The 23,016-nt window shown below is 62.5% G+C and carries 18 protein-coding genes; 10 read left to right on the top strand and 8 right to left on the bottom strand.

Annotation, left to right across the window (positions count from 1 at the left end; all coding sequences use genetic code 11):
* Window positions 1–89 precede the first annotated feature (89 nt).
* Window positions 90–722, top strand: coding sequence for a hypothetical protein (locus tag BRAD285_RS29715; RefSeq protein ID WP_006613181.1), 633 nt, complete (start codon window positions 90–92; stop codon window positions 720–722).
* A 75-nt stretch (window positions 723–797) separates the two neighbouring features.
* Here the strand turns inward: BRAD285_RS29715 and BRAD285_RS29710 are convergent, their stop codons facing one another.
* Entirely contained in the window at window positions 798–1,277 is a 480-nt protein-coding gene (locus BRAD285_RS29710) for a hypothetical protein (protein ID WP_006613182.1), read from the bottom strand.
* Window positions 1,278–1,400: 123 nt separating this feature from the next.
* Window positions 1,401–2,252 (bottom strand): SDR family oxidoreductase, encoded by an 852-nt coding sequence (locus tag BRAD285_RS29705; protein ID WP_006613183.1) that lies wholly within the window; start codon window positions 2,250–2,252, stop codon window positions 1,401–1,403.
* Between the two features lie 178 nt (window positions 2,253–2,430).
* Here BRAD285_RS29705 and BRAD285_RS29700 point away from each other — a divergent pair, with 178 nt between their 5' ends.
* The 7 genes from BRAD285_RS29700 (at window position 2,431) to BRAD285_RS29670 (ending at window position 10,155) form a co-directional block, all read left to right on the top strand.
* Entirely contained in the window at window positions 2,431–4,467 is a 2,037-nt protein-coding gene (locus BRAD285_RS29700; protein WP_006613184.1) for an NAD(+) synthase, read from the top strand.
* 406 nt (window positions 4,468–4,873) lie between these two features.
* A complete protein-coding gene (locus tag BRAD285_RS29695) occupies window positions 4,874–5,563 on the top strand; it encodes an extracellular solute-binding protein (protein ID WP_006615364.1) in 690 nt (229 codons plus the stop codon).
* 16 nt (window positions 5,564–5,579) lie between these two features.
* On the top strand, window positions 5,580–7,007 hold the full coding sequence (locus BRAD285_RS29690; RefSeq protein ID WP_006615363.1) for a DUF6880 family protein: 1,428 nt from the start codon (window positions 5,580–5,582) through the stop codon (window positions 7,005–7,007).
* 151 nt (window positions 7,008–7,158) lie between these two features.
* A complete protein-coding gene (locus BRAD285_RS29685; protein WP_006615362.1) occupies window positions 7,159–8,385 on the top strand; it encodes an MFS transporter in 1,227 nt (408 codons plus the stop codon).
* A gap of 162 nt (window positions 8,386–8,547) precedes the next feature.
* On the top strand, window positions 8,548–8,790 hold the full coding sequence (locus BRAD285_RS29680; protein WP_035648849.1) for a hypothetical protein: 243 nt from the start codon (window positions 8,548–8,550) through the stop codon (window positions 8,788–8,790).
* A 435-nt stretch (window positions 8,791–9,225) separates the two neighbouring features.
* Window positions 9,226–9,783, top strand: coding sequence for a hypothetical protein (locus BRAD285_RS35570; protein WP_139020739.1), 558 nt, complete (start codon window positions 9,226–9,228; stop codon window positions 9,781–9,783).
* Window positions 9,784–9,957: 174 nt separating this feature from the next.
* On the top strand, window positions 9,958–10,155 hold the full coding sequence (locus tag BRAD285_RS29670) for a hypothetical protein (RefSeq protein WP_050887002.1): 198 nt from the start codon (window positions 9,958–9,960) through the stop codon (window positions 10,153–10,155).
* A 66-nt stretch (window positions 10,156–10,221) separates the two neighbouring features.
* Here BRAD285_RS29670 and BRAD285_RS29665 read toward each other — a convergent pair whose 3' ends face one another.
* From BRAD285_RS29665 to BRAD285_RS29650, 3 genes are all read right to left on the bottom strand, one after another.
* Window positions 10,222–10,515, bottom strand: coding sequence for a type II toxin-antitoxin system RelE/ParE family toxin (locus tag BRAD285_RS29665; protein ID WP_006615358.1), 294 nt, complete (start codon window positions 10,513–10,515; stop codon window positions 10,222–10,224).
* Window positions 10,512–10,739 (bottom strand): hypothetical protein, encoded by a 228-nt coding sequence (locus BRAD285_RS29660; protein WP_006615357.1) that lies wholly within the window; start codon window positions 10,737–10,739, stop codon window positions 10,512–10,514. The genes BRAD285_RS29665 and BRAD285_RS29660 overlap by 4 nt, the downstream gene beginning before the upstream one ends.
* Before the next feature lie 1,602 nt (window positions 10,740–12,341).
* The gene (locus BRAD285_RS29650; RefSeq protein ID WP_006615330.1) at window positions 12,342–12,560 is read right to left on the bottom strand and encodes a helix-turn-helix domain-containing protein; all 219 of its coding nucleotides are present in this window, start codon (window positions 12,558–12,560) and stop codon (window positions 12,342–12,344) included.
* Window positions 12,561–13,213: 653 nt separating this feature from the next.
* Here BRAD285_RS29650 and BRAD285_RS29645 point away from each other — a divergent pair.
* On the top strand, window positions 13,214–17,296 hold the full coding sequence (locus BRAD285_RS29645; protein ID WP_006615331.1) for a PAS domain S-box protein: 4,083 nt from the start codon (window positions 13,214–13,216) through the stop codon (window positions 17,294–17,296).
* A gap of 452 nt (window positions 17,297–17,748) precedes the next feature.
* Here the strand turns inward: BRAD285_RS29645 and BRAD285_RS29640 are convergent, their stop codons facing one another.
* The 3 genes from BRAD285_RS29640 to BRAD285_RS29630 all read right to left on the bottom strand — a co-directional run bounded on the left by BRAD285_RS29640 (window position 17,749) and on the right by BRAD285_RS29630 (window position 20,342).
* Entirely contained in the window at window positions 17,749–18,609 is an 861-nt protein-coding gene (locus BRAD285_RS29640) for an NAD(P)-dependent oxidoreductase (protein WP_006615332.1), read from the bottom strand.
* A gap of 132 nt (window positions 18,610–18,741) precedes the next feature.
* Entirely contained in the window at window positions 18,742–19,938 is a 1,197-nt protein-coding gene (locus tag BRAD285_RS29635) for a hypothetical protein (RefSeq protein ID WP_087877682.1), read from the bottom strand.
* A gap of 2 nt (window positions 19,939–19,940) precedes the next feature.
* A complete protein-coding gene (locus BRAD285_RS29630; RefSeq protein ID WP_035648822.1) occupies window positions 19,941–20,342 on the bottom strand; it encodes a hypothetical protein in 402 nt (133 codons plus the stop codon).
* A 745-nt stretch (window positions 20,343–21,087) separates the two neighbouring features.
* On the opposite strand from BRAD285_RS29630, the gene BRAD285_RS29625 reads away from it, so the two are divergent.
* Window positions 21,088–22,896, top strand: a complete 1,809-nt coding sequence (locus BRAD285_RS29625; protein ID WP_244422394.1) for a recombinase family protein — start codon at window positions 21,088–21,090, stop codon at window positions 22,894–22,896.
* Window positions 22,897–23,016: the final 120 nt, after the last annotated feature.

Genomic DNA, 23,016 nt, shown 5'->3' with positions numbered 1-23,016 from the left:
TGCGGCCTGTCGGCCGGAATACGGAGATGTGCGTGACGAAGTCGATCGCTTTTGTCGCTTTGCTGGGTGTTCTGATCGCAGGCGCGGCCGTGACCAGCGTCCTGATGCGGGACAGCGTGCCCTCGGCCGGTGCGATGATGCCGGCAGTCGTCGCCAAGAGCCCGATCTCCAACCGCGAAGCCAAGGGCGACCGTCTCGCCATGGTCACACTTGCGGCTCCCGAGCCGCAGCAGCCGGCCGCCGCGCCGAAGACGACGCTCCGCCAGGCCTACGCCTATGCGCCGTCCGAGGCCGAGATGGCGAAAGCCTCGGCGTCTGCCGCGGCGGTGGTTGCGACCGAGCCGGTGGTGCCGAAGTCGAAGATTCTCGCCCGGAGCGAGCCGGCGCCGGCCCCGCTGAAGCCGGAGGTGCAGAAGGCCTATTCGCTGCTGTCGGACACCCAGATCGCCGGCATCAAGGATCGCCTGCGGCTGTCGTCGAGCCAGGAATATTATTGGCCGGCGGTCGAGACCGCGCTGCGCGCCGTCGCCCGCAAGATCCACAGCACGCGCCAGGGTGCCGCCAAGCCGGGCGCCGTCGCGATTGATCCGGATTCCGACGAGGTGCAGCAGCTGAAGTCGGCCGCCATGCCGCTGCTCTGGCAGCTCCGCGACGACCAGAAGGACGAAGTGCGGCGGCTCGCGCGCACCATCGGCCTCGACAAGGTCGCGGCGATGATCTGACGCGGTTTTGGGATGCCGTGTGAATGAAAAAGGCCGCGCTGAGCGCGGCCTTCGTGCTTTTCGGACGGTCCGTTTTTACCGGGCCGGCGGATTGGCCTCCGGATGTCCGCCACTCTCTGGGCCAGCACCGGTCGGCGAGGAGGCGGGGGCGGTGCGCAGGTCCGGATCGGGCCGGGCCGGCTGGGTCATGGTCGGCGCCTGCGGCGGGGTGATCGCCGCACCGGCGCCCACCGTGGTGCCGCGGTCCGTGTTGGTCGGCGCGGTCGGAACCGGGGTCGGCTTGTCACCGCCGGCAAAACGCGTCGCGCCGCCGCTCTGGTAGCCCGCCACCAGCAGGCCGGCGACAATCAAAGCGAGCACGAAGATGCCGCCGAGCTCGGGCAGCGCGCCCGACGGCGCGATGCCACGGCCGCGGCCGTCGCCCTCGAGTGCGACCGCCGCGATCTCGCGGTTGTGCCGCGAGCGCAGGAAGGCCAGGAAGGCGCCGGCGGCAATGACGATGCCGGCGGCAAGCGTGAAGAAGGTGAGCCAGGTGATGGGGTGGTCGGCTTGCATGTCGAACATCCTTTGCGTGAGGGCCGCACGACGTGCAGTCGCGTCAGCCCCGCATGACAATCTCTGTTCGGTGCAATCGCTGGTGGCGTGAAAGGTTTCCCACCCCCGGCAAAATCTCCCGCCTCAGCTGCGCCCCTCGCCCGCCGCCCACAGCGCATCCAGGCCTGCGCGATAGGTCGGATAGGCGAACACCATCCCGAGATCCTGCTTGGCCCTGGCGTTCCGGATCCGCCGGTTGCTGGCGTAGAAGCTTTTCGCCATCGGCGACAGCTCGGCGCTGTCGAACGGCAGCTCCGGCGGCGGGGCGATGCCCATCAAGTTTGCGGCATAGGCGGTGACGTCCTGCGGCGGCGCCGGCTCGTCGTCGACGATGTTCCAGGCGCCGCCCGTCTCGCGCCGGATCGCGCCCAGGATGGCGCCGGCGATGTCGTCGACATGGATGCGGTTGAACACCTGGCCCGGCTTGACGATGCGCCGCGCCCGGCCGGCGCGCAGCTCGACCAGCGCGTTGCGGCCGGGGCCGTAGATGCCGCCGAGCCGGAGCACCGCCAGCCGGTCGCCGATCCGGCGTCTCCACGCCTCCTCGACGCGGACGCGGGCCTGCACCCGGCCGTGCTCCGGCGCCAGCGGCGTGTCCTCGTCGATCCAGGCGCCCTGGTGGTCGCCATAGACGCCGACGGTCGAGAGATACACGACGCGCGCGCGACCGGACGTGATCGCATCCCCGAAATGGGTCAGCGCGGGATCGTCGCCGGCGCCGGGCGGCGCCGAGATCAGCACCACATCCGCCTCGGCGGCCTTCTTGAGCGTCGCGGCGGCAGGCGTCGTCCCGTCGAACAGGTCGAGCCCATCACGCGCGAGCTGCGCGCGCTTATCGGCGCTCCGAACGGTGCCGCTGATATCAGCGAAGTCGCCGCCATGCAGATCGACGAAACGCTGGGCGGAATAGCCGAAGCCGATGACGAACAGGTTCATGCGTTTGCTCGCGTGGGAGCCCCGATCTATCCGGCATCCGGCGACCGGCGCAAATCAAATGAGGCCCGTCCGCAAGGTGGCGCAGCCTGCAGATGTGGCGGTACTGACCTGCCGCCCTTGTCATGGCTCCCGTCATGGAACATGTCGTATGATCAGGCGACAGGAGATGGACTGCCCGATGAATTTCCATTCGATCTACCGCCACGGCTTCGCCCGCGTCGCCGCCTGCGTCACGGCCTCCAGCGTCGCCAATCCGACCGCCAATGCGGCGGCGATCCTGGCCGCCGCGCGCGCCTGTCATGACCAGGGCGCGGCGGTCGCGGTGTTCCCCGAGCTGTGCTTGTCCGGCTACGCCATCGAGGACCTCGTCAAGCAGGACCCGCTGCTCGATGCCGTCCAGCGCGGGCTGCTCACTTTGGTCGAAGCCTCGCACGATCTGATGCCGGTGTTGATCGTCGGCGCGCCGCTGCGTTTCGCGCATCGCGTCTACAATTGCGCCGTCGTCATTCATCGCGGCGAGGTGCTCGGCGTCATCCCGAAGAGCTATCTGCCGACCTATCGCGAGTTCTACGAAGGCCGCCACTTCGCCTCAGGCGCCGGCCTCCGCGGCGAGATGATCGAAGTCGCCGAGACCATGGCGCCGTTCGGCACCGACCTCTTGTTCGCGGCCGCCGATGTCCCCGGCCTCGTGATCGGCGTCGAGATCTGCGAGGACATGTGGATCCCGATCACGCCGGCCTCCGAACTTGCGCTCGCCGGCGCCACCGTGCTCGCCAATCTCTCCGGCAGCCCGATCACCGTCGGCCGCGCCGAGTCCCGCTCGCTGCTGTGCCGTTCGACGTCGGCGCGCTGCCTCGCCGCCTACATCTATGCGGCCGCCGGCGTCGGCGAATCGACCACGGACCTGTCCTGGGACGGCCAGACCTCGATCTTCGAGAACGGCGTGCTGCTCGCCGAGAGCGAGCGCTTCCGCCAGACCGGCCAGACCATCTTCGCCGACGTCGATCTCGACCTGCTGCGCCAGGAGCGCGCGCTGATGGGCACGTTCGACGACAACGCGCGTGCACATGACAGCGGCGAGCATTGGCGCCGCATCGGCTTCGAGCTGCAGCCGGCCGAGGGCGACATCGGCTTCAGGCGCAGCATCGAGCGCTTCCCCTTCGTGCCCAGCGATCCCGCGCGGCTCGATCAGGACTGCTACGAGGCCTACAACATCCAGGTCGCCGGCCTGACGCAGCGGCTGCGCGCCACCGGCACCAAGCGCATCGTGATCGGCGTCTCCGGCGGCCTCGATTCCACGCACGCGCTGATCGTCGCCGCCAAAGCGATGGACCTGCTCGGCCTGCCCCGCACCAATATCCTTGCTTACACGATGCCTGGCTTCGCCACGGGCGCGCAGAGCAAGTCCTACGCGCACGCACTGATGACGTCGCTCGAGGTCAGCGCCGCCGAGCTCGACATCCGCCCAACGGCGACGCAGATGCTCAAGGACATCGGCCATCCCTTCGGTCGCGGCGAGGAGGTCTACGACGTCACCTTCGAGAATGTGCAGGCGGGCCTGCGCACCGATTATCTGTTCCGCCTCGCCAATGACCGGGGCGGCCTGGTGCTCGGCACCGGCGATCTCTCCGAGCTCGCGCTCGGTTGGTGTACCTATGGCGTCGGCGATCAGATGTCGCACTACAACGTCAATGCCGGCGTGCCGAAGACGCTGATCCAGCATCTCATCCGCTGGGTCATCGCCTCGCATCAGTTCTCGGCCGACGTCGACCGCACGCTTGAGGCGGTGCTGTCGGCGGAGATCTCGCCGGAGCTGGTGCCGGTAAAGGACGGCGAGACGCCGCAGAGCACGCAGGCCGCGATCGGCCCCTATGAGTTGCAGGACTTCAATCTGTTCTACACGCTGCGCTACGGCATGCGCCCGTCGAAGATCGCCTTCATGGCGCATCACGCATGGAAGGACGCGCGCGACGGCGCCTGGCCGCCGCATTTCCCGGATGACAAGCGCAACGCCTATGCGCTCGGCGACATCAGGAAATGGCTGGAGGTCTTCCTCAAGCGCTTCTTCGCCTTCAGCCAGTTCAAGCGCTCGGCGATGCCCAACGGCCCCAAGGTCGTCGCTGGCGGCGCCCTGTCCCCCCGCGGCGACTGGCGCGCGCCGTCTGACGGCAATGCCACGGCGTGGCTGGAGGATCTTGAGAGTGTGCCGAAGTAGGAGCCCCCGGCGCGACTACATCGTCGTCATGGAGACGCGCCATGTTTCAGCACGTGCGGTGCGCTCCCTCGCTCCGTTCTTACGGGGAGAGGGTCGGGGTGAGGGGCAGCCACGCGGGCAGACTTAGTTGTCGGACAGATGTCTGCTACAAGCAGGGACCTATTTTCGATGGAGTCGCGCTTCCGCAGTCTCGTCGTCATAAGTCCCGTGTCCAATGAACACCACCGACGCCGCTGCCCCTCACCCCAACCCTCTCCCCGTGAAGGGCGGGGAGAGGGAGCGCAGCGGGGCTCGTCGCGAGGCCGTCGCATCCCGCCATCTTGCTCCGCCGTCCCGCTTGCCATATCGGATAGCAATCCCGCACAAAAAGCGTCTACGTGCCAAACGATCTTGAACGGAGCCCCCGATGAGCGTCACCGCCGCCGGCATTTCCTCGATGGCGACCCGGCAGATCCTGGCCGAGCTCGCGGCCGCCTATGAGGAGGCGACCGGGGAGGTGATCACCATCGAATCCGTCGGCGGCGTCGATGCCGCCAAGCGCATCCGCGCCGGCGAGGCGTTCGACTTCGCGGTGCTCGCCTCCGACGCGCTGCAGAAGCTCGAGGCCGACGGCCATCTCGTGCCGGGCAGCATCATCGAGATCGCGGAATCACCAATGGCGATGGCGGTGCGCGCGGGTGCTGCAAAGCCCGATCCGCTCGACGAGGCCGCCGTGCGCAAGGCGATGGAGACTGCCAAGGCGATCGGCATCTCCACCGGCCCGAGCGGCACCCACGTGCAGAAGCTCGCCCGCGACTGGGGCCTGGAGAGCGAGGGCGCCTCGCGTCTGGTGCAGGCCAAGCCCGGCATTCCCGTCGCCAAGCTGCTCGCCGATGGCGAGGTCGATGTCGGCTTCCAGCAGCTCAGCGAGATGCTCGGTGCCCCCGGCATCGACATCGTCGGCCTGCTACCCGAGGCGCTGCAGCCGGGCACTGTGTTCGCCGCCGCCTTGTGCAAGGCCGGCGCGCATCCCGACGCGGCCCGCGCCTTCATCGAATATCTCGTCTCCGAGGAGACTGCCGAGACCAAGCGCCAGCACGGCATGACCCCTCTGTAAACCAACGAGGGCTGCGATGGCCTCCAGCACGCCACTGACTGCCAAGGCCCTGGAGCAGCTCGGGGCGCAGCGCCTCGCCGAGCTGCTGCTCGAGGTCGCCGAGCGCGATGCGGCCATCAAGCGGCGCCTGAAGCTCGAGATCGCGACGCCCACCAAGCTCGCAACCGAACTGCGCAAGCGGCTGGCGCAGATCGGCCGCGCCACCACCTTTCTCGAGCGCAACAAGCTGCGTCCGCTGGCCGGGGACCTCGAAGCGCTGCGCGGCAGCATCACCAAGCAAGTGGCGGAAAACGATTCTCCAGCAGCCCTGGAGCTGATGTGGCAATTCATGGATCTGGCGAACGGCGTCCTCGGCCGCTGTGACGACAGCGACGGGGTGCTTCACGACATCTTCTGCGCGGCCTGCGCTGATCTCGGACCGCTGGCGCAGCTGGCCAAGGCCGATCCCATTGCACTGGCCGACCGCGTCTTCATCGCCGTCGACCGCAACGCCTACGGCCAATATGGCGATCTGATCGAGAGCGTGGCGCCGGCGCTCGGCGGGCCCGGCCTTGATCATCTCAAGCAGCGCTTCATCGCGTTTGCGAAGACACCGGTCGAACGCACCGCGCATACCCAGCGCAGATCCGCCGGTTGGGGCAGCAGCGACGGCCTCTACGAGCAGGAGGAGGAGCAGCGCCGCCGCACCAGCAATGCCCGCTCGGCGCTGCTGGCCATCGCGGATGCGACCCATGACGTCGAGCTCTACATCGCGCAATTCGATGACACGGAGGCGCGCCGCTCCGAGATTTCCGCCGAGATCGCCCTGCGGCTGTTGGCGGTCGGGCGAGGCGCGGAGGCGCTGCAGGTCCTCGACGCCGCCGAGCTTCGCAATCCCAGCCGTCCCGATCCGGACTGGGAGGATGCGCGCATCCAGGTGCTCGACGGCCTCGGGCGCAGCGAGGACGCGCAGGCGGCACGCTGGGCATGCTTCGCGCGCAGCCTCGACGCAAGGCAACTGCGAGCTCATCTCAAGCGCCTGCCGGACTTCGACGACGTCGAGGCCGAACGGCGCGCCCTCGATCACGTCGAGCAGTTTCCACGGATGATATGGGCGCTCGACTTCCTGATTCGCTGGCCGGCGCTGGATCGCGCCGCGAAGCTCGTGCTTGGACGCAGCCGGGAGCTGAATGGCGAGGCCTATCACGTGCTCGCGCCGGCTGCGGATGCGCTCGCCGGCAAGCATCCGCTCGCGGCCACGCTGCTGCTGCGCGCGATGATCGACGACACGCTGCAGGGGAGCCGCACCGGCCGCTATCGCCATGCCGCCAGGCATGTGCTCGAATGCGGCAGCCTCGCCGCGATCATCGCGGATTTCGGCGAGTTCGAGCCGCATGCGGCCTATCTCGCGCGCCTGAAGTTCGAGCATGGTCGCAAGGCGAGCTTCTGGGACCTGATGAGTTGACGCGCTACGATCATTGACGCGTTGTCGCAGCGATTGATGTCGCGATCTCCCGCGGTTCCGGTTCGGTCGTGCTGCCCTGAATAATTTGCGGTCTTCTGTCGTCCAGGCGATCTTCCGGACGTCTTCTCACCGAAGAGGACGGAGACAATTGATGACCATATCGTATTATCGCTGGGTGATCGTGGCGGCGGGAGGCGTGCTCGGTTGCGTCGCCGTCGGCGGCCTGTTCTCGCTGCCGGTGTTCCTCAAGCCGATGGCTGCCGCAACCGGCTGGTCGGTCGCCGGCATCTCCAGCGCGCTGACGATCGGCTTTCTGGCAATGGCCTGCACCAGCATGGCCTGGGGCACGCTGTCCGATCGCATCGGACCGCGCCCCGTGCTGCTGATCGGCTCGACCCTGCTCGCGCTAAGTCTTCTGCTGGCCAGCCTGACATCCTCGCTACTGATGTTTCAGTTGCTGTTCGGCCTGATCGCAGGCGTGGCGACCGCGGCGATCTTCCCGCCGGTCATGGCGACCGTCACCGGCTGGTTCGACAGCCATCGCAGCCTCGCGGTGTCCTTGGTGTCGGCCGGCATGGGCGTGGCGCCGATGACGATGTCGCCGCTCGCGGCCTGGCTCGTCTCGACCTATGATTGGCGTACCGCGATGCAGTGCATCGCCGCGATCGTCGCCGCCATCATGATCCCCACCTCGCTGCTGGTCGGCCGTCCGCCGGCGTCAGCGCCGGGCGACATCGTCGCGTCCGGTCCCGCGGCCGGCCCGCCCGAGATGACGCGATCGGCGGCGCTGCGCTCGCCGCAATTCCTGATCCTGCTCGCCACCAACTTCTTCTGCTGCGCCACCCATTCGGGCCCGATCATCCACACCGTCAGCTACGCCGTCACGTGCGGCATCCCGCTGATGGCGGCGGTGACGATCTACAGCGTCGAGGGCCTCGCCGGCCTCGGCGGCCGCATCGCCTTCGGCCTGCTCGGTGACCGCTTCGGCGCCAAGCGTGTGCTCGTCCTCGGCCTGCTGGCGCAGGCGTTCGGCGCGCTCGCCTATGTGGCCGTGCGCGGTCTCGCCGCGTTCTACGCCGTCGCCGCCACCTTCGGCTTCCTCTATGCCGGCACGATGCCGCTCTACGCCTCCATCGCGCGCGACAACTTTCCGCAAGGCATCATGGGCACGGTGATCGGCGGCACCGCGATGGCCGGCAGCCTGGGGATGGCGACCGGCCCGCTCGCCGGCGGCCTGATCTACGACAGCTTTGCCAGCTACACGTGGCTCTATGTCGGCTCCTGGGTGATGGGCCTCGGCGCCGTCCTGATGATGATGACGTTCAGGCCGTTCCCGAAAACGCAGCAAGCGTCAGCGCCTGTGCAAGCTCCGGCGTGAGCCTGTTGCGAAGCAGCAATCACCGCTGGACCACTGCTTATAGGATTCGTTCCTAATAAGCCGTGCCTGAGCGCACACCAACGCTTGATCGGAGATCCGGAACTCGGTGGTCAGCAGCGGGTTGGGCGAGCGTGTCGTTTCAACCCGATGGAGATCGGATCCATGAAGAAGACCCAGCTTGCCCTCGCCACGCTCGTCGCCGTCAGCTTCGCCGCCGCGCCGTTCGCAGCCGAAGCCAAGCACCACAAGAAGCACCAGTCGTCGATGTCGACGAACTCCTCGCAGACCACCGGCGCCAACATGCAGCCCGGCACCACCAACATGAAGTCCGGCCGCGACTCCACCTCGTCGAGCCAGGGCAATGTCGGCCCGGGCACGAACCAGGCAGGGAGCATGAGCAAGTAGGGCTTGCTTAAGGATGGTGACTGTGCACCAATTCTTCGTTGCCGTAGAATTCGATCTAACGGACGTCGGTTGCACCGTCACCATTCCACCATCATGCGCACAATATCATTGGCCTTCGGATTGGCGACCTATTGCAAGGTAAACCGGTTGAGGAAGGACTTCTTAGTCGGAAGGACTGATTTACTGAACAAGCGGTTTTCCGAGCCTTCTTGAATGAAAGCCAATTTTGTGTTGTGAGCTAGCGCCCTCAAGACACAATGAACAGCTCATGACGTAAGCTAGCTTCAGGAACTGTGATGGCGATCTCGAAAAGAGGAAGACACATCCTCAGCATTTGCTTGGTCGCCGCTCGCCCCAGAGACGGCCGGCGTGATTGCGCCCTTTCGAATCGATTTGGTCTCTATGGTTGAGGCCTGTCTGCCCGGGCCTCCTGTGATGTTTGCCAACATCGACGCACTCTGCCGTTGGGCAGCGAACAATTGTCTTTCGTTTCAAAACATTCCTAGCGTTTACGCCACCTCAGCTGTCAGAGTATCGGGCTGGCTTAGTGGCCAAAAAGAGATCTTTGGGTATAACCAACTTTGGGCTCGCGCTACGTACTCCGGCTACGCACGTGCCCTCCGCAATGTCGCAAAGCAGTGTTATGGCGTTGACATTACTGGTCAATCTGGAATTCAGGCGGACCACGTGATCAATCGGCGCCGGCTCCACGAGCATCCGGACGCCTGGGTTGCCATCTTTCCTGTTCACAAAAGTGCGAATTGCCCGTTCGGGGCGATAGAGAAGCGTTTGCGTGCCGTTCCGAAAGGCGATTTGGTAGCATTTTTGCCGCCGTTAGTTGCGTTAAAGCTTTTTTGCGGTGTACTGCCAAAGACGCGTGACGAATTGCTGTGCGCTATGCGCGATGTCCGAGGTCAATTCGATCAGCACGTTTCGTGGGTCAGGGATTATTGCGATCAAGCTCACGCGGAGGCGCTTAACTACGTCCTCTGATGCTGACGTTATCCAGGAGATCGGCAGCATCTGGTTCTCGCCGTGGCTGCAGGGAATGCGACGGGGCGCGAAGCGATCTTCCTTCTGATATGTGACGGCGATGAATGATCTCGGCTTTGAGCGGCTTGTGTGGCGCTGTGCAGCGCAGAGAACACGAAATCGCCCCGAGCGGCAATGAATCTCGACCTTACACCCGAAGGCGTCTGGCGGCGTGCGGCCGTCGTGAACGACTGGCAGCGCGACACGGCTTGGTTCTCAGTCCTCAAGGATGAGTGGCCGCACCGCAAGGCCGCGCTGGAGCAGTGGCTGTCGGACGCCAATTTCGACCGGGGCGGCCGGCAGATCAGGCCATTGGATATGTCGACCGAGTAGATCAGCGGTTCCTTGCAACCGGCAGAGGATGTTTCGTGTTGAGCTTCGGACGCGTCAGCGGCTCTCTCAACAATCCTCGTGCTCGCGCTCTCTGGAAGGATGTCGAATGCTCAAGACGACGATCTCTCGATCGGCTTCGTCGAGAGCGTAGTACACGAGATAGAAGTATTTCCGCGTGATCGACTTCCGTACTCCGTCGAGATTTTGCTGCCTTCCCATTCGTGGGAACGCGGTGAGCCGTTCCAGACAGCGTAGGATATCGCCGCGCACGTGCTGCGCGGCAGTCGGGCTGAGATCGTGCAAGTAGGCTGCGATTTCGCGCAGGTCGTCCAAGGCCCGGGAGGTGAAGCGCAGCCTCACTGATCGAAACGACGGAATGCCGCCTCGACCTCTTCCTTGGTCGCGAACTCACCGCGCTTAGCCTGAGCCAACCCTTCCAGGACCGACGGGAGGTGAGCCGGATCGATCGTCTCCGCCTCATTGCCATCACCTGCAAGACTCAGCATGGCGCGAGCGATCTCGTCCTGGTCGTGCGGCGGCAGGCGGCGGATGGCTTCGAGAGCTTTGTCCAGGAGCTTTGTCATGACCCATGATATGCGAGTTGAACGTCGAAAGGGAAGGTCGGGTTGGAGCCTTCGGCGATCAGCGAGGGCCGGAGAAGCTTTCCGGCAGCAAGCGATTTTACGGTGAGATTGCAACCGCTCGCTTCCCTCAAGCCTCCCCCGCCAAATATTTCTCTTCCCTTTTTCCGAAAATCATGCTCTACTCCCGCCATCCCGCCTCGATGCAGAGGGCGTACGCGTCGTCACGATACGTGGAGGTGGGCTGCGATGGACGTGGATGCGGCGCCGGACGAGCGCTCGCGTCGCGGACGGCAAAGTCGTGTGGTCCCGGCCTCCCGATGCTGAGGTCAAGCCCGTGCCGAGGCGACAGTGTTGGCGCGGGTGATGGGGGCAAGAAAGCCCGGTCCCCAAGGAGAGCACGAAGGACACCGTTAAAACCAGCGCGCAGGGAGGGCCGGGTCGTCCGGCTGAACCTGTGGTACCTGCCGCCTGCATTTTTTTCGCAGGCGGGCCACGGGCCTCAGTCGAGGTCCGGCTCTCCCTGCGCCTCTGATATTTCGAGGCGCGCGACGGATGCAACCCTCGGGCTGGTTCAGCCGCGAGAGTAAGTACGCGTGTCTGGAATGATCGTGAGGTTGACGAAGCGTGGCTGTTTGACAGAGTTGATCCAAGATCAGAAAGCGCGGCTCAAGCGAGACTTGGCGGGCTCAAACGCCCGGCTTCGCCAAGAGGCTACGCCGGGCACGCTTCGCCCTTCAGGCCACGGCGCGGCTGCGCCACGCGTAGCCCGAAGGGCGAAGCGTGGTGCCCCTGGCCGGCAATCATTTAAACCCGTAACCATTTGAATTTGAAATCATTCTCGTTGTCGGTGGCTGCCGGTACCAACAGGAATACCAACAAGATGACGTACTGCATTTGCTGGCAAAAAAAATTGCAGGCTCTTCGGCAGCAGGCACAGCCCATCGCGTTCCGGTCTCTAAAATCACTTCGACCGGAATCGAACCCGGTTTTGGCTCGAAGGCCCGGCGGACTTCCACCTAACGCAAGATCGAGAGGTTAAGAGCGGGCCTTTGTCACGTGCACGCGAAACTTGCATTGAAAACAAGCGATCGCGTACCGCCAATCCGCGAACTGCTGCGCGTCGAATGACGACAGCGTCCCAACGTGCAAAAGCGCTGATCAAGGCGCTGTGGACCATGGACTGCGATAACTGCCGGGTGGCGACCACTGCGCGCGGGGGCTTCTGCGCGACCGCGTCGACCAGCTGAACGAGTAGGTCGCGTTTGACGACGATGTAGTCGGAAGCCCAACTCGCCCATGGTACGGACGAAAGGAGGGCCATGGCGCGAGGAGGTGGTGCGGCCCCAGTTTTGGAACAGCAAGAACCGGCATCTGTAACCGCGCGGCCCCATGGGAAGGCGTGCGTCTAATCCAGCATTAGTCGGATCGCCTTGATAGCCTGAGCGACGGTGCGCCCGCCGTTTCGCTTACGCAGGCGGCGGCCGAGATGGCCAACCACAGCGCTTGGCGCGTCACCAGCTAGGAAGAGCTTCTCGCGTGGCCGCAGCGGCTGCAAGGCTCCGGCGTCAAGGTCAGTCAGTTCATCGTCGTGCGCAAATCAGCTCAGATCATCGCCCGAGACTCGACCCGGGGTAAGGAGGCGTGATACTCGTCGATACTGTCTAGATCGATGAGTGTCTTGCCTCCCATCTTGTAAGCCTTGATCTGTTCTCTCGCGATCAGCTCATAGGCCTTCGTCTTGCCGAATTTTCCATACCGGCAGCCATCCTTAAACTCGACTAGGCGGCGCTGCTTGATATCGTCGCTGTTATTTAAGTTCATAGAGATGCTCGGGTCGCTTCAATTCGCAACGGTAACCCAGGCGAGAACCTCACAAGCGTTTCTGCCCTAGGCTCATAGCGCCGCGCGGCCGCCGAAGGCACTCAAGAGGCCGCAGATCAAAGATGGAAGAGCTTTGGAGCTGTGGTGCGTGATTTGGATAGAGTGGCGTAGAATTGAGTTTGTCTGAGTGCGACCCTGTCAAGCAACCTCGTGAGCTGGAGGCTTCTTCCCAACCTCGATCCCAATTCAGGAAGCGTTGCTCTTTCCGCAGGAAGAGCCCGGTCGCAGGTCTCGGCGCTCAGGCTGAACCGAGCAATGAACTTTCGTCGTCGTGCCGCCAGGAAATCTCGTGTGGCCACAGAGATGCTCTCGAAGCTTTAACCGTCCGCTCCCCGGCTTGAAGCACAATATACACGTTGCCCAGGGTTATGTCGTAAGTTCCGGGAAGCGCCCCAATGCACCAAGAGTAGAGTGCAAGTCGTCCCCGTAGGACGGCATCGTCCAAATCCCATATATCCGCAGCCAAGCCCGGAACCTCTGCTCACCAGCGGGGTTGCCGTTACGGCGAGGTTTGTGTGAGCCGCCAGCGCCATCAAAGGTAAGACAGCACTAATGGATTAGACGGCCAGAAGCGTGGCCGGCCAAGGAGAACGGTGTCTGTGGGGCTGCACGAGGGGATAAACCGGAGCTTTCTGGCCGGCGGAGGGGAAGCCGGCCGGCTCATTCAGACCCGCGACTGGGCGCAGACTTCGCTCGGTCCGATCGAGCATTGGCCTCAAACCCTGAAAATCGCGACAGCGATCCTGCTTCGATCACCTGTGCCCATGGTGATGTTGTGGGGCGGCGACGGGGTGATGCTCTACAACGACGCGTACTCAGTGTTTGCCGGAGCGCGCCATCCGAGGCTACTTGGCTCCAAGGTTCGCGAAGGTTGGCCCGAGGTCGCTGACTTCAACGACAATGTTATGAAGGTCGGGCTGGCAGGCGGCACATTACATTATAGCGACCAGGAACTTACGCTGTTCAGGCATGGCCGGCCAGAACAGGTCTTCATGAATCTCGACTACTCGCCTGTCGTCGACGAGAGCGGTGTCCCTGTCGGCGTGCTGGCCATTGTCGTCGAAACGACGGCGCGAGTGCTCGCCGAGCGTCGTCGCGTGTCTCTGATCGCTTTGGACGAGCGCTTGCGAGATCTTCCCGAAGCGGCCGATCTGTCGTTCGTCGCTTCCAGGATCCTGGGTGAGGCGCTGGGCGCCTGTCGGGTTGGCTATGGGGTCCTGGACGAACAAGCGCGCTCGATCCAGGTCGAGCGAAATTGGAGCGCGCAGGGTTTCTCTGACGTTGCCGGTCGGCACTATGTCGAGCGCTACGGCGCCTATTTCGACGAGCTTCTGCAGGGTTTGGTTGTCGCGAACGCGGATGTCACAAGCGACACTCGTACCGTTCTTCACGCGACTGCCTTTGAACAATTGGGTCTTCGGGCCCATCTCGATGTGCCGGTGGTAGAGGATAAGCGCGCGGTGGCGGTCATGTTCGTCCACTCGGCGATACCCCGCATATGGACGGAGGAGGAGGTCGCTTTTGTTCGGGATTTCGCCAGACGGACTCGCGGTGCGATCGCTCGCCGGCAGGCGGAGCAGGCGCTGCGGGCCAGCGAGGCCCGCCTGGCCGCCGTCATCGACAGCCTGCCTGTCGGAGTGGGCATTTTCGACTCCGATGGTTGCCTGACCCTGTCGAATCCTGAAGCACGCCGCTTCTTGACCAGCCGCATTCCTTCAAAAGACCCGGAAACGACGCCACGGTGGCGCGCCTGGTCCGCGGACGGAGAGGTGCTGAAGCCAGAGGATTTCCCAGGCGCCCGCGCGATCCGCGGTGAGCGCGTCGTGCCGGGAGTGGAGGCCCTGTTTACCGACGACGATGGTCGTGAAGTCTGGACGTCCATCGCCACCGTACCGATCAAGAATCATGATGGCCAGGTCGCCGCCTTCAGCCTGGCGATCAGCGACATCGATGCAGTCAAGCGCACGAGTATGGCATTGCGCGAGAGCGAGGAACGCTTTCGCCAGCTTGCAGAAACAGTCGATCAGGTCTTCTACATCACCGATGTCAAGGCGGGCCAGCTCCTCTACCTCAGCCCGGCCTATGAGAGGGTCTGGAGGCGCCCCGCGTCCGAACTGCTCGCCGATCTGACACTTTTTCTGAAGACTGTGCATCCGGATGATCAAGAGCGTGTCGCCGCGATGGCTTCACGCCAGGCGGCCGGCGAACCATTTGAGATCGACTACCGTATCGTGCGACCGGATGGCGAGGTCCGCTTCATCCGCGATCGGGCGTTTCCAGTGAAGGCGGACGGCGTTCGCCGCTATGCAGGCGTCGCCGATGATGTCACGGAGCGGCGGCAGGCAACCGCCTGGTTCGAAGGCGTCTTCAACTCGGATCTGATGGGTTTTACCATCTTCGACACTCAGACAGGCGAGACGTTGGCCATCAACGATCACTTCCTCGCCATGACCGGTTACAGCCGCCTGGATTTCGAGGAGGGGCGTTGGGACTGGCGCGACATCACCGTCCCCGATCACCTGGCCAAGGATGAGGCCGCCATCGCCCAGGCGCACGAGCGTGGTTGGTGGGAGCCGTACGAAAAGGAGTATCGGCTGCGAGACGGCCGTCTGCTTCCGGTGCGGATCGCAAGCGCGCCGCTTCCAGGCGAACCAGGCCGGGTCGTGGTCTCGGTCGAAGACATCAGCCAGCGGCGCGCGGCCGAGACAGCATTGCGCGAGAGCGAGGCACTCGCACGTCAAAGGGCCAACGAGATCGCCGTCGTCTACGATGCCGCGCCGATCGGGCTTTGCGTCTTCGACCGGGATTTGCGCTATGTCCGCATCAATGAGCGGCTTGCGGAGATCAATGGCAAGCCGGCAGCCGATCACATCGGCAGAACTGTCCTCGAGATGGTGCCGGGACTTCACGACCAATCGCTCAGCGCGTTACACCGAGTGCTGGCCGGCGAGGCGATCTTTGGCGCCGAGTTCGTGGGTGAGACAGCGGCTCAGCCCGGCGTCATGCGAATTTGGCGAGAGAATTGGCTGCCACTTCGGAATGTCGCGGGCGACATCGTCGGCATCACTGTCTCAGCTGAGGAAGTGACCGAGGCAAAGCGCGCCGAGGCCGAACTGCGCGAACTGAACGCCACGCTCGAGCAGCGCGTCGTGGAGCGGACGGCTGAGCGGCATCTGCTCGCCAGTATCGTCGACACCACGGAGGAGCAGATCCAGGCCTTGGACCTCGACTACCGCTGGCTCGCCATCAACCCCGCATGCATCGATGCCTATCAGCGCCTGTATGGCGTTCGGCCAAGCATCGGCGACAGTCTCCTCGACCTGCTTGCTCACAAGCCAGAGCATCTCGAGGCAGCAAAGGCGGTGTGGGCGCGCGCCTTGGCTGGCACGGCCTTCACGGCCTCTGCCGAGTGGGGCGATCCGCAGCTCGGCCGCCGTTCCTACGAGATGCGGTTCGAGATCCTGCGCGATGCAGGTGGCCGACAGACCGGCGCGTTCCTGACCGGGCGCGACGTGACAGAACGGCTCGAGGAACAAAAGCGTCTTGCCCAAGCCGAAGAGGCATTGCGACAATCGCAGAAGATGGAAGCGATGGGGCAACTGACGGGAGGCGTTGCGCACGATTTCAACAATCTGTTGACCCCCATCGTGGGGGCGCTCGATCTTCTCCAGCATAGGGGTCTCGGTTCAGATCGCGAGCAGCGGCTCATCTCAGGCGCCATGCAGTCAGCAGAGCGTGCCAAGACGCTCGTGCAGCGTCTCCTGGCGTTTGCGCGGCGCCAGCCATTGCAAGCGGTGTCGGTTGACGTCGGCGCTCTCGTGGTCGGGATGGCCGAACTCGTTTCGAGCACGACAGGGCCGCAAATCGGGGTCGTGGTCGACGTGGCTGACGATCTGCCGGCGGCGAAAGCTGACCCCAACCAGCTCGAGATGGCACTGCTGAATCTGGCTGTGAATGCGCGAGACGCGATGCCGGGGGGCGGTACGTTGAGGATAAGCGCGAAGACGGCCAGTGTTGGACCACGTAACGATCAAGCCCTGCGGCTGGGGGATTACGTCCAGCTCTCCGTCGCAGATACCGGCGTCGGTATGGATGAGGCGACGATCGCGCGCGCTGTCGAGCCGTTTTTCTCCACCAAAGGCATTGGCAAGGGCACGGGGCTGGGGCTGTCCATGGTGCATGGCTTGGCCTCGCAGCTCGGCGGTGCGCTCACGATCAATAGTCGGCCTGGGCTCGGCACGAACATTGAGCTCTGGCTTCCGCTCAGCGACGTGGCTCCAGAGATACGGCTGTCTTCGATTGATGCAGGGATCCTCGCAGGACCTCGCGGCCGTGCACTCCTCGTGGATGATGAGGATCTGGTTCGCGCCAGCACGGCAGATATGTTGGAGCGCTTGGGGTTCGCCATCGTTGAGGCTTCCTCGGCCGAGGAGGCACTCCGCATTGTGCACCGGGGTGAACCCATCGATCTGCTCGTAACCGATCACCTGATGTCCGGAATGAGCGGCGTAGAATTGGCTCGCATTGTCCTTACGACTCGCCCTGACGCGGGAGTTCTGATCATATCCGGCTACGCGGAAGCAGAAGGCCTTGCGCCCGATCTGCCGCGCTTGTCCAAGCCGTTCAAAAGCGACGAACTCGCCTCTGTGCTGGCGCAGGTGCTAAGCACTCCATGAGCCCCCGATCAAGCTGCGCGCTGCATCGGTCCCCATAGCGTCATGCTGAAGAGAATGCTGCCATTGGATCCATGAATGAGTTCATGGTGTCGCTCGCCGGAGGCACTCGCGTTAGGGGCTGCCCCTTAGCGGCACCGCTATCACTGCCCCGAACGCGGGTGCCTCGTTAACCGGTCTCGCGACTGCACTCGGTCCCGGGTCCCATTGCTGACGCGGTAGCCGCTATGCAGGACCCTCCTGCGGGTGCCTTCTCTGCCTGCGCTCCGCTACGGCCAGTCAATGCGCTCCGCTTGGCCAGTACGGACATCGTTAGTCCTGAAGAATGCCGCAATGGCAGCGAAACAAGTTCAGTCTCTCCTGAGAACTTCATGAGTTCTTGGCGCTGGTGGTCTGCTCTGTGTCAGGCGGCTGCACGCGTCGCAGCGCCCATGCGCACGTTGATATTTAAGCGATCAGCCCCAATTGTTTGGCGTCGAAACACCGGCTCGGAAGACGGGTCTGAACTCCCGTGCGCGCCAGCCGAAATCTTCTATCGCGGGCGAGAAGTCGAAAGCGAGGTCTTTGTTCATTCGTTCCCCCATGACGGATGTGACATGCGGGTACACCGGCTTCGCAATCCAAAACGCCGCCTTCCAGGCCATGGGCGGGAGCGAGACCAAGCGCCGCCTGATGGAGAGTGAGTCGAAAACGCGGCCAGCCATCTCCCGATAGGTCAAGGTTTCGGTCCCCGTCGTACAATACGCCCGGTTGGCGGCCCTTTTGGACTTGGCGGCGGCGATTGCGCCGATTGCCAGATCCTCTGCGTGGACGGGCTGACGAAGGCCGGACGCAGCGCCATAGAGAGGAAAACACCTTATCCGCCGAATGACCCGCGCGATCTGAGAGATATTTCGGTCGCGGCCCTCGCTATAGATCAAAGTCGGGCGCAAGATTGTCCACGCGACGTTGCGCCGCTCGCATTCCTCACAAATTGCTGATTCCGCTTGGATCAGTTCCGCAATCGATTGGCGCTCAATGGTGTCTCTCGAATCCACTTTGCTGAAGACACTCGTTGAGCTTATGACCACGAGCCGTTCCGGTTGCGCGGCCTCAAGCAAGTGCGGTAACGACCGGCTGAGGGGCCGGGGGTTCGTTGCGCAATAGATCGTGTCCGCGTGCTGTACGCGAAGTGTGTCCGGTTGCGTGACATCGCCATAGAGTTGGCCGCGGCGAGGATGGCGCGAAAGGGAAATCACCTCTTCATCGGTGCGGGCGAGGTGATCAAAGATATAGCTGCCAACCATACCCGTGCCGCCAAGTATCAAGCTGACCATAACTATAAGCTCGTTCTTTCGAAGTCATTCGTCCGGAGCAGAAGATGCCGCTCGGACAACCAGCGTCGGATAAATTTTTCCGAGTAAGCTTCCCGTCACACAGAAACGCTGCCAATCACAGCTGAATTCTGGCTAATTCGCGCAGCCGCGCTCAATCCGGTGATGGGACTGATCCGCAAATAGCCGGACGACGATCCACAGCGACAGCATCGCTGCCGGCATCAGGTAGTACGGTGTCACCAGGGTGTGCGTGAAGAAGAAGATGGCACTGATCGCGGCAGTCAGAAACGCGACCGCTGCGGCAATAGAACCCTCTCTGCGAGAGGACTTAACGAAGACGGCAACGCTGCCTACGAGAGCGATGACCAGCAGGAAGCCTTGCACATCGTTCATGTAGTAGGTCAGAGGCCCCCAGGTAAGCTCCGGTGGCTGCGTGTCGGCAGTCCCATATGTGGTGCGAAACGGGCTTCCGGCATTCACCCAGTTGGCCATAAGAGTCGGAGATATCCCGATCATGAAGGCCACCGCCATTGTTCCGCAGCTCGCGATCAGGCCTCCCGTTCGTCTTGCAAGGAGCAGCACCAGCAGCACAACGGCATAGCCGCCGGACAGCAAGACATTGGCGATCCGGAGATCCACCAGACCTCCTAGCATTGCGCCCGCCGCAGCGAACAGGGCAAGCCGCCGAACTCGTGAAATCCGGTCGTCAAAAAGAGCCGGTGTAAGGAATCCGAGGACGGCGCAAAGCGCAACTGACGGAGCTGCAGAATAACTGGACTTGAGCGGGCTGACGAAAAAAAGCACGCTTGCCGCTCCTAGAAGTGAGCACGCGATCGCCTGGATCCAGCTCTGCGATCGCGTGATCAGCAATATGGCCAGAAGAAGCACCACAAGGCACGAGGATGTGTATAGTCCAGCTACCTGATGCCCTTCCGGAAACAGTGCCAGCAGCGCACCAGTTCCCGGTGGATACTGAATCACCAATTTGCCCGTCGCCGGCATGTAAGTATGTGCGAAGGGACGCCCCGGATCGTTCGGCTCGATCGGGCGTATCGCCGTCGCTGCATCCTTGAAATAGTTATCGTCGTCGCGCGCGAAGTCGGTATCGATGCCATCGAGCCCGAAACGCTGGAACAGGTGAGCCTGGCGCAAGTAACCGATGTCGTCGAAGACGCCGCGCCGCTCGCTCCATTTGGAAGCGGAATAGATTGAGGACGCCGCAACGGCTATTGTCAGGGCCACACCCAACCACTTCAACACCAGTAGAAAATCCAGGTGAGCTTTCCGAAGGCGGGACATCGAGGCGGTTGTAGGCGTAACGATACTCACTCTCACTCCTTGACGAGCTTTTCTTGAAAAGCCTTGGCCACGCGCGGGGCGACCGTGGCGCAGGTGGCCCTATCCAGAGGTCGCTCGCTGAGTGTGACCTCAGCCGCTGGCGCGGTTTGGGACGTGCCGGTCACTGCTCCCAGCTGCAGAGACAGGCCCGCTCCACAGCGAACCCTCCATGGCAAATTGATCGGCAGCGCGTAGACCTCGCTGCTGTTGCCGCTTGCCACGGTGATGATTGCGCCATCGACGCGGGTCTGATCCTCGATTGCTGCGAGGGCCAAGGGCAGGATCGCTTCCGGCTGAGCCGCTTTTGATGTTTTGAGAGAGACTGAGGGCCCGCCATACAGCGTCGAGATCGTCATGTAGCCCGCGAAACTCAAAGCGGAGACCGTCGCGGCCATCGTAAAAAGATCAGGCCTCACAGCAGCCCCCGCTGAATGACCAAATGTGTCTAAATTGGGTTCTATTTATGTTTGGCAACGTAACGGTTATTCGGCAAAGAGCAAGCGGATGTTTCTGGATTTGCTGGGTTGTTTTTGCTTGCGGGGAGCGACGTCTCGCACGCTTGCCTTGGTAAACGCACACTCTGGATGAGTGCGACGCCCCGCCCACGCACGCTGGCGACTGGCCTGACCGGCTTGCGCGGCCTCTGCGTGATCGCGCCGCCGCCCCTGCATCGTGTTCCCGTCGTGACCAAGGTAGCGCCGCTGTCGGACATCGCGATCGCCGGCGCCCTCTATCGGAGCAGCGGCGATTGCGACCATGCTCCTGTCGGGCCGGACCCGGAACTCACATTCACAATTGCCGCAACGGCAATCCTGTCATCTTCCGGGGCGGAACAGCACCGCTGTGTTCGAGGGAGTCGACGCGTTTCTGGCTGTATTGGATGACTAGCTTGGCCTTGCAGTCGTTTTCTGATGTGGGCTGTTACCGCGCGAACGTTCGCCAATGCAAACGGGGGCTGCAACTTGAAGCCACCGCCTTTGGTCGGGGATTCTCTATTCATGTTAGCGTAGCTGTCGGAAGTGTGGGCGTCAGACAGGCAGAGCGATCTCGCGGCCACAGAAACTATTTCTATCTAGCTGGATCGCCGGTCCATCGATGGGCGCATTCCCTCGCTGTGATGGATCACTGCAGTTCAGCCCAGTGATCTCCTCGCGGCAGAAGAGCGAATATGGCCTTCCCGGATTGCGTCCTCTCAAGATCAAATTTCGCCTTGTCAGCCAACCCAAAGGAGCGTCTGATGCCTGCGGCGAACCTGCTGAGGGCATGATGATGGTCAATGCGCTCGTCATCCGGGAGACCCATCTTCCGCAAGCGCCGAACGGTCGCGCGGCGCAATACGTTCGTATGTCGACGGACTATCAGCGCTATTCGATCCAGAACCAGGCAGCAGTAATCGCGGCCTATGCTCATGCCCATGGACTTGCGATCGTCAAAACTTTCGCGGATCATGGCGAGAGCGGTCTCAAGATCAAGAACAGGCCCGGACTTGCCAAGCTGATCGAGGATGTCAGTAGCGGACGCGCCGAGTTTGACCATATCCTCGTCTATGACATCAGCCGGTGGGGACGCTTCCAGGACGTGGATGAAGCCGCACATTACGAGTTCATCTGCAAGCAGGCCGGCATCAAGGTGAGCTATTGCGCCGAGCAATTCGACAATGACGGCAGCATGCTCTCCAACATCGTCAAGAACCTGAAAAGGGTTATGGCGGCCGAATATAGCCGCGAATTGTCGGTCAAAGTGCATACCGGTATTTGCCGGTTCGTTGGACTTGGTTTTTTGCCCGGCGGCCCCGTTGGCTACGGCCTGGAGCGCGTTTTGGTGAACGAGCGCCTTGAGCCAAAGAAGGTCATGCAGAAAGGTGAGCGGAAGTATCTTCACACAGATCACATTCGTCTGCGGCCTGGCGATGCGCACGAAGTTGCCATTGTGAAACGGATCTTTGCCCGCTTCGTTCAGGTGAAGTCAGAGAAGGCCATCGCAAGAGAACTTAATTGCGAAGGAGTATGGTGCCGCGGGAAGGCCTGGAGAGCACCCACCATCAGTCGTATTCTGCGAAACGAAAACTACATCGGTAACCTCGTCTACAATCGACAGTCAAAAAAGTTAGGCGGCGAGCGAATCAACAATCCTTCAAACTTATGGGTCCGCGCCGAGCAATGTTTTGAAGCCATTGTTTCAAAGGATATCTTTCTTACTGTTCAAAAAATCATGAAAGAGAGGCGCGTCGACATCAGCGAGGAGGAGATGTTGCTCCGTTTGAAGAAAATCTTGAAGAGGGAGGGGCGTCTCACTCCGACAATCATCAATGCAACTGCGGAGCTCCCATCCGCCCGAACCTTTGTTGACCATTTCGGGACGCTGCGAAATGCCTACAGGTTGATCGGATATCAGTCGTCGCGACGCTGCGAGTACATGGATAGTCGTCGTGCCTGGGTTGAGCCACTCTCAGCTCTCGCAGGACGTATCTGCCAAGTGGTGCAAAAGGCGGGATACGAAGCAGCCATTCATAGCGTCAAAAGCCGCTGGCTCAACGTCGGTGTTCCCGAGCAGCATGTGATCGTTGACAGCCGATGGCAGATTTTCTTTCGGATAGCTTATTGGACGGCTGGAGCGCGTCCCGGATTTTCCCCCTTCTGGACTGTCTCATGTCGGCGTTTGCCGACGGGATGGATTGTCGCAATCCGACTGAATGAGCACAATGAGGCCATCCTCGACTACGCCTTGATGCCAACAGCTCAAAACAACAGCAATATGATCAGATTTCGAGAGAAGGGGCGTGCCGAGCATGGTGTCACCTACTTCAAAACGGAAGTCGAGCTTGTCCGCTCAGTGGTTCGCCTGCTCACCAACGAAACCCGTGTCGCGCGATCAGAGCGGCGAAAACTGACCCGATCAGTGAAACGGTTCCGATCCAACGCAGAGGGCGCTGACGCACGGCGTCGATAGAACGCAGGTAGAGATACGCTCCAAGGAGCAGCCCATAGTTACGTCGAAAATCGCCATTCAATTTGGAGATATGAACAAGGTCAGATGTCGGACCTGATTGTTGGGTCATCGCTGTCTCCC

It is taken from the genome of Bradyrhizobium sp. ORS 285, from assembly GCF_900176205.1.
Taxonomy (GTDB): Bacteria; Pseudomonadota; Alphaproteobacteria; order Rhizobiales; family Xanthobacteraceae; genus Bradyrhizobium.
The sequence above is the reverse complement of the archived record's forward strand: the minus strand, read 5'-3'. Positions and strand labels throughout refer to the sequence as shown.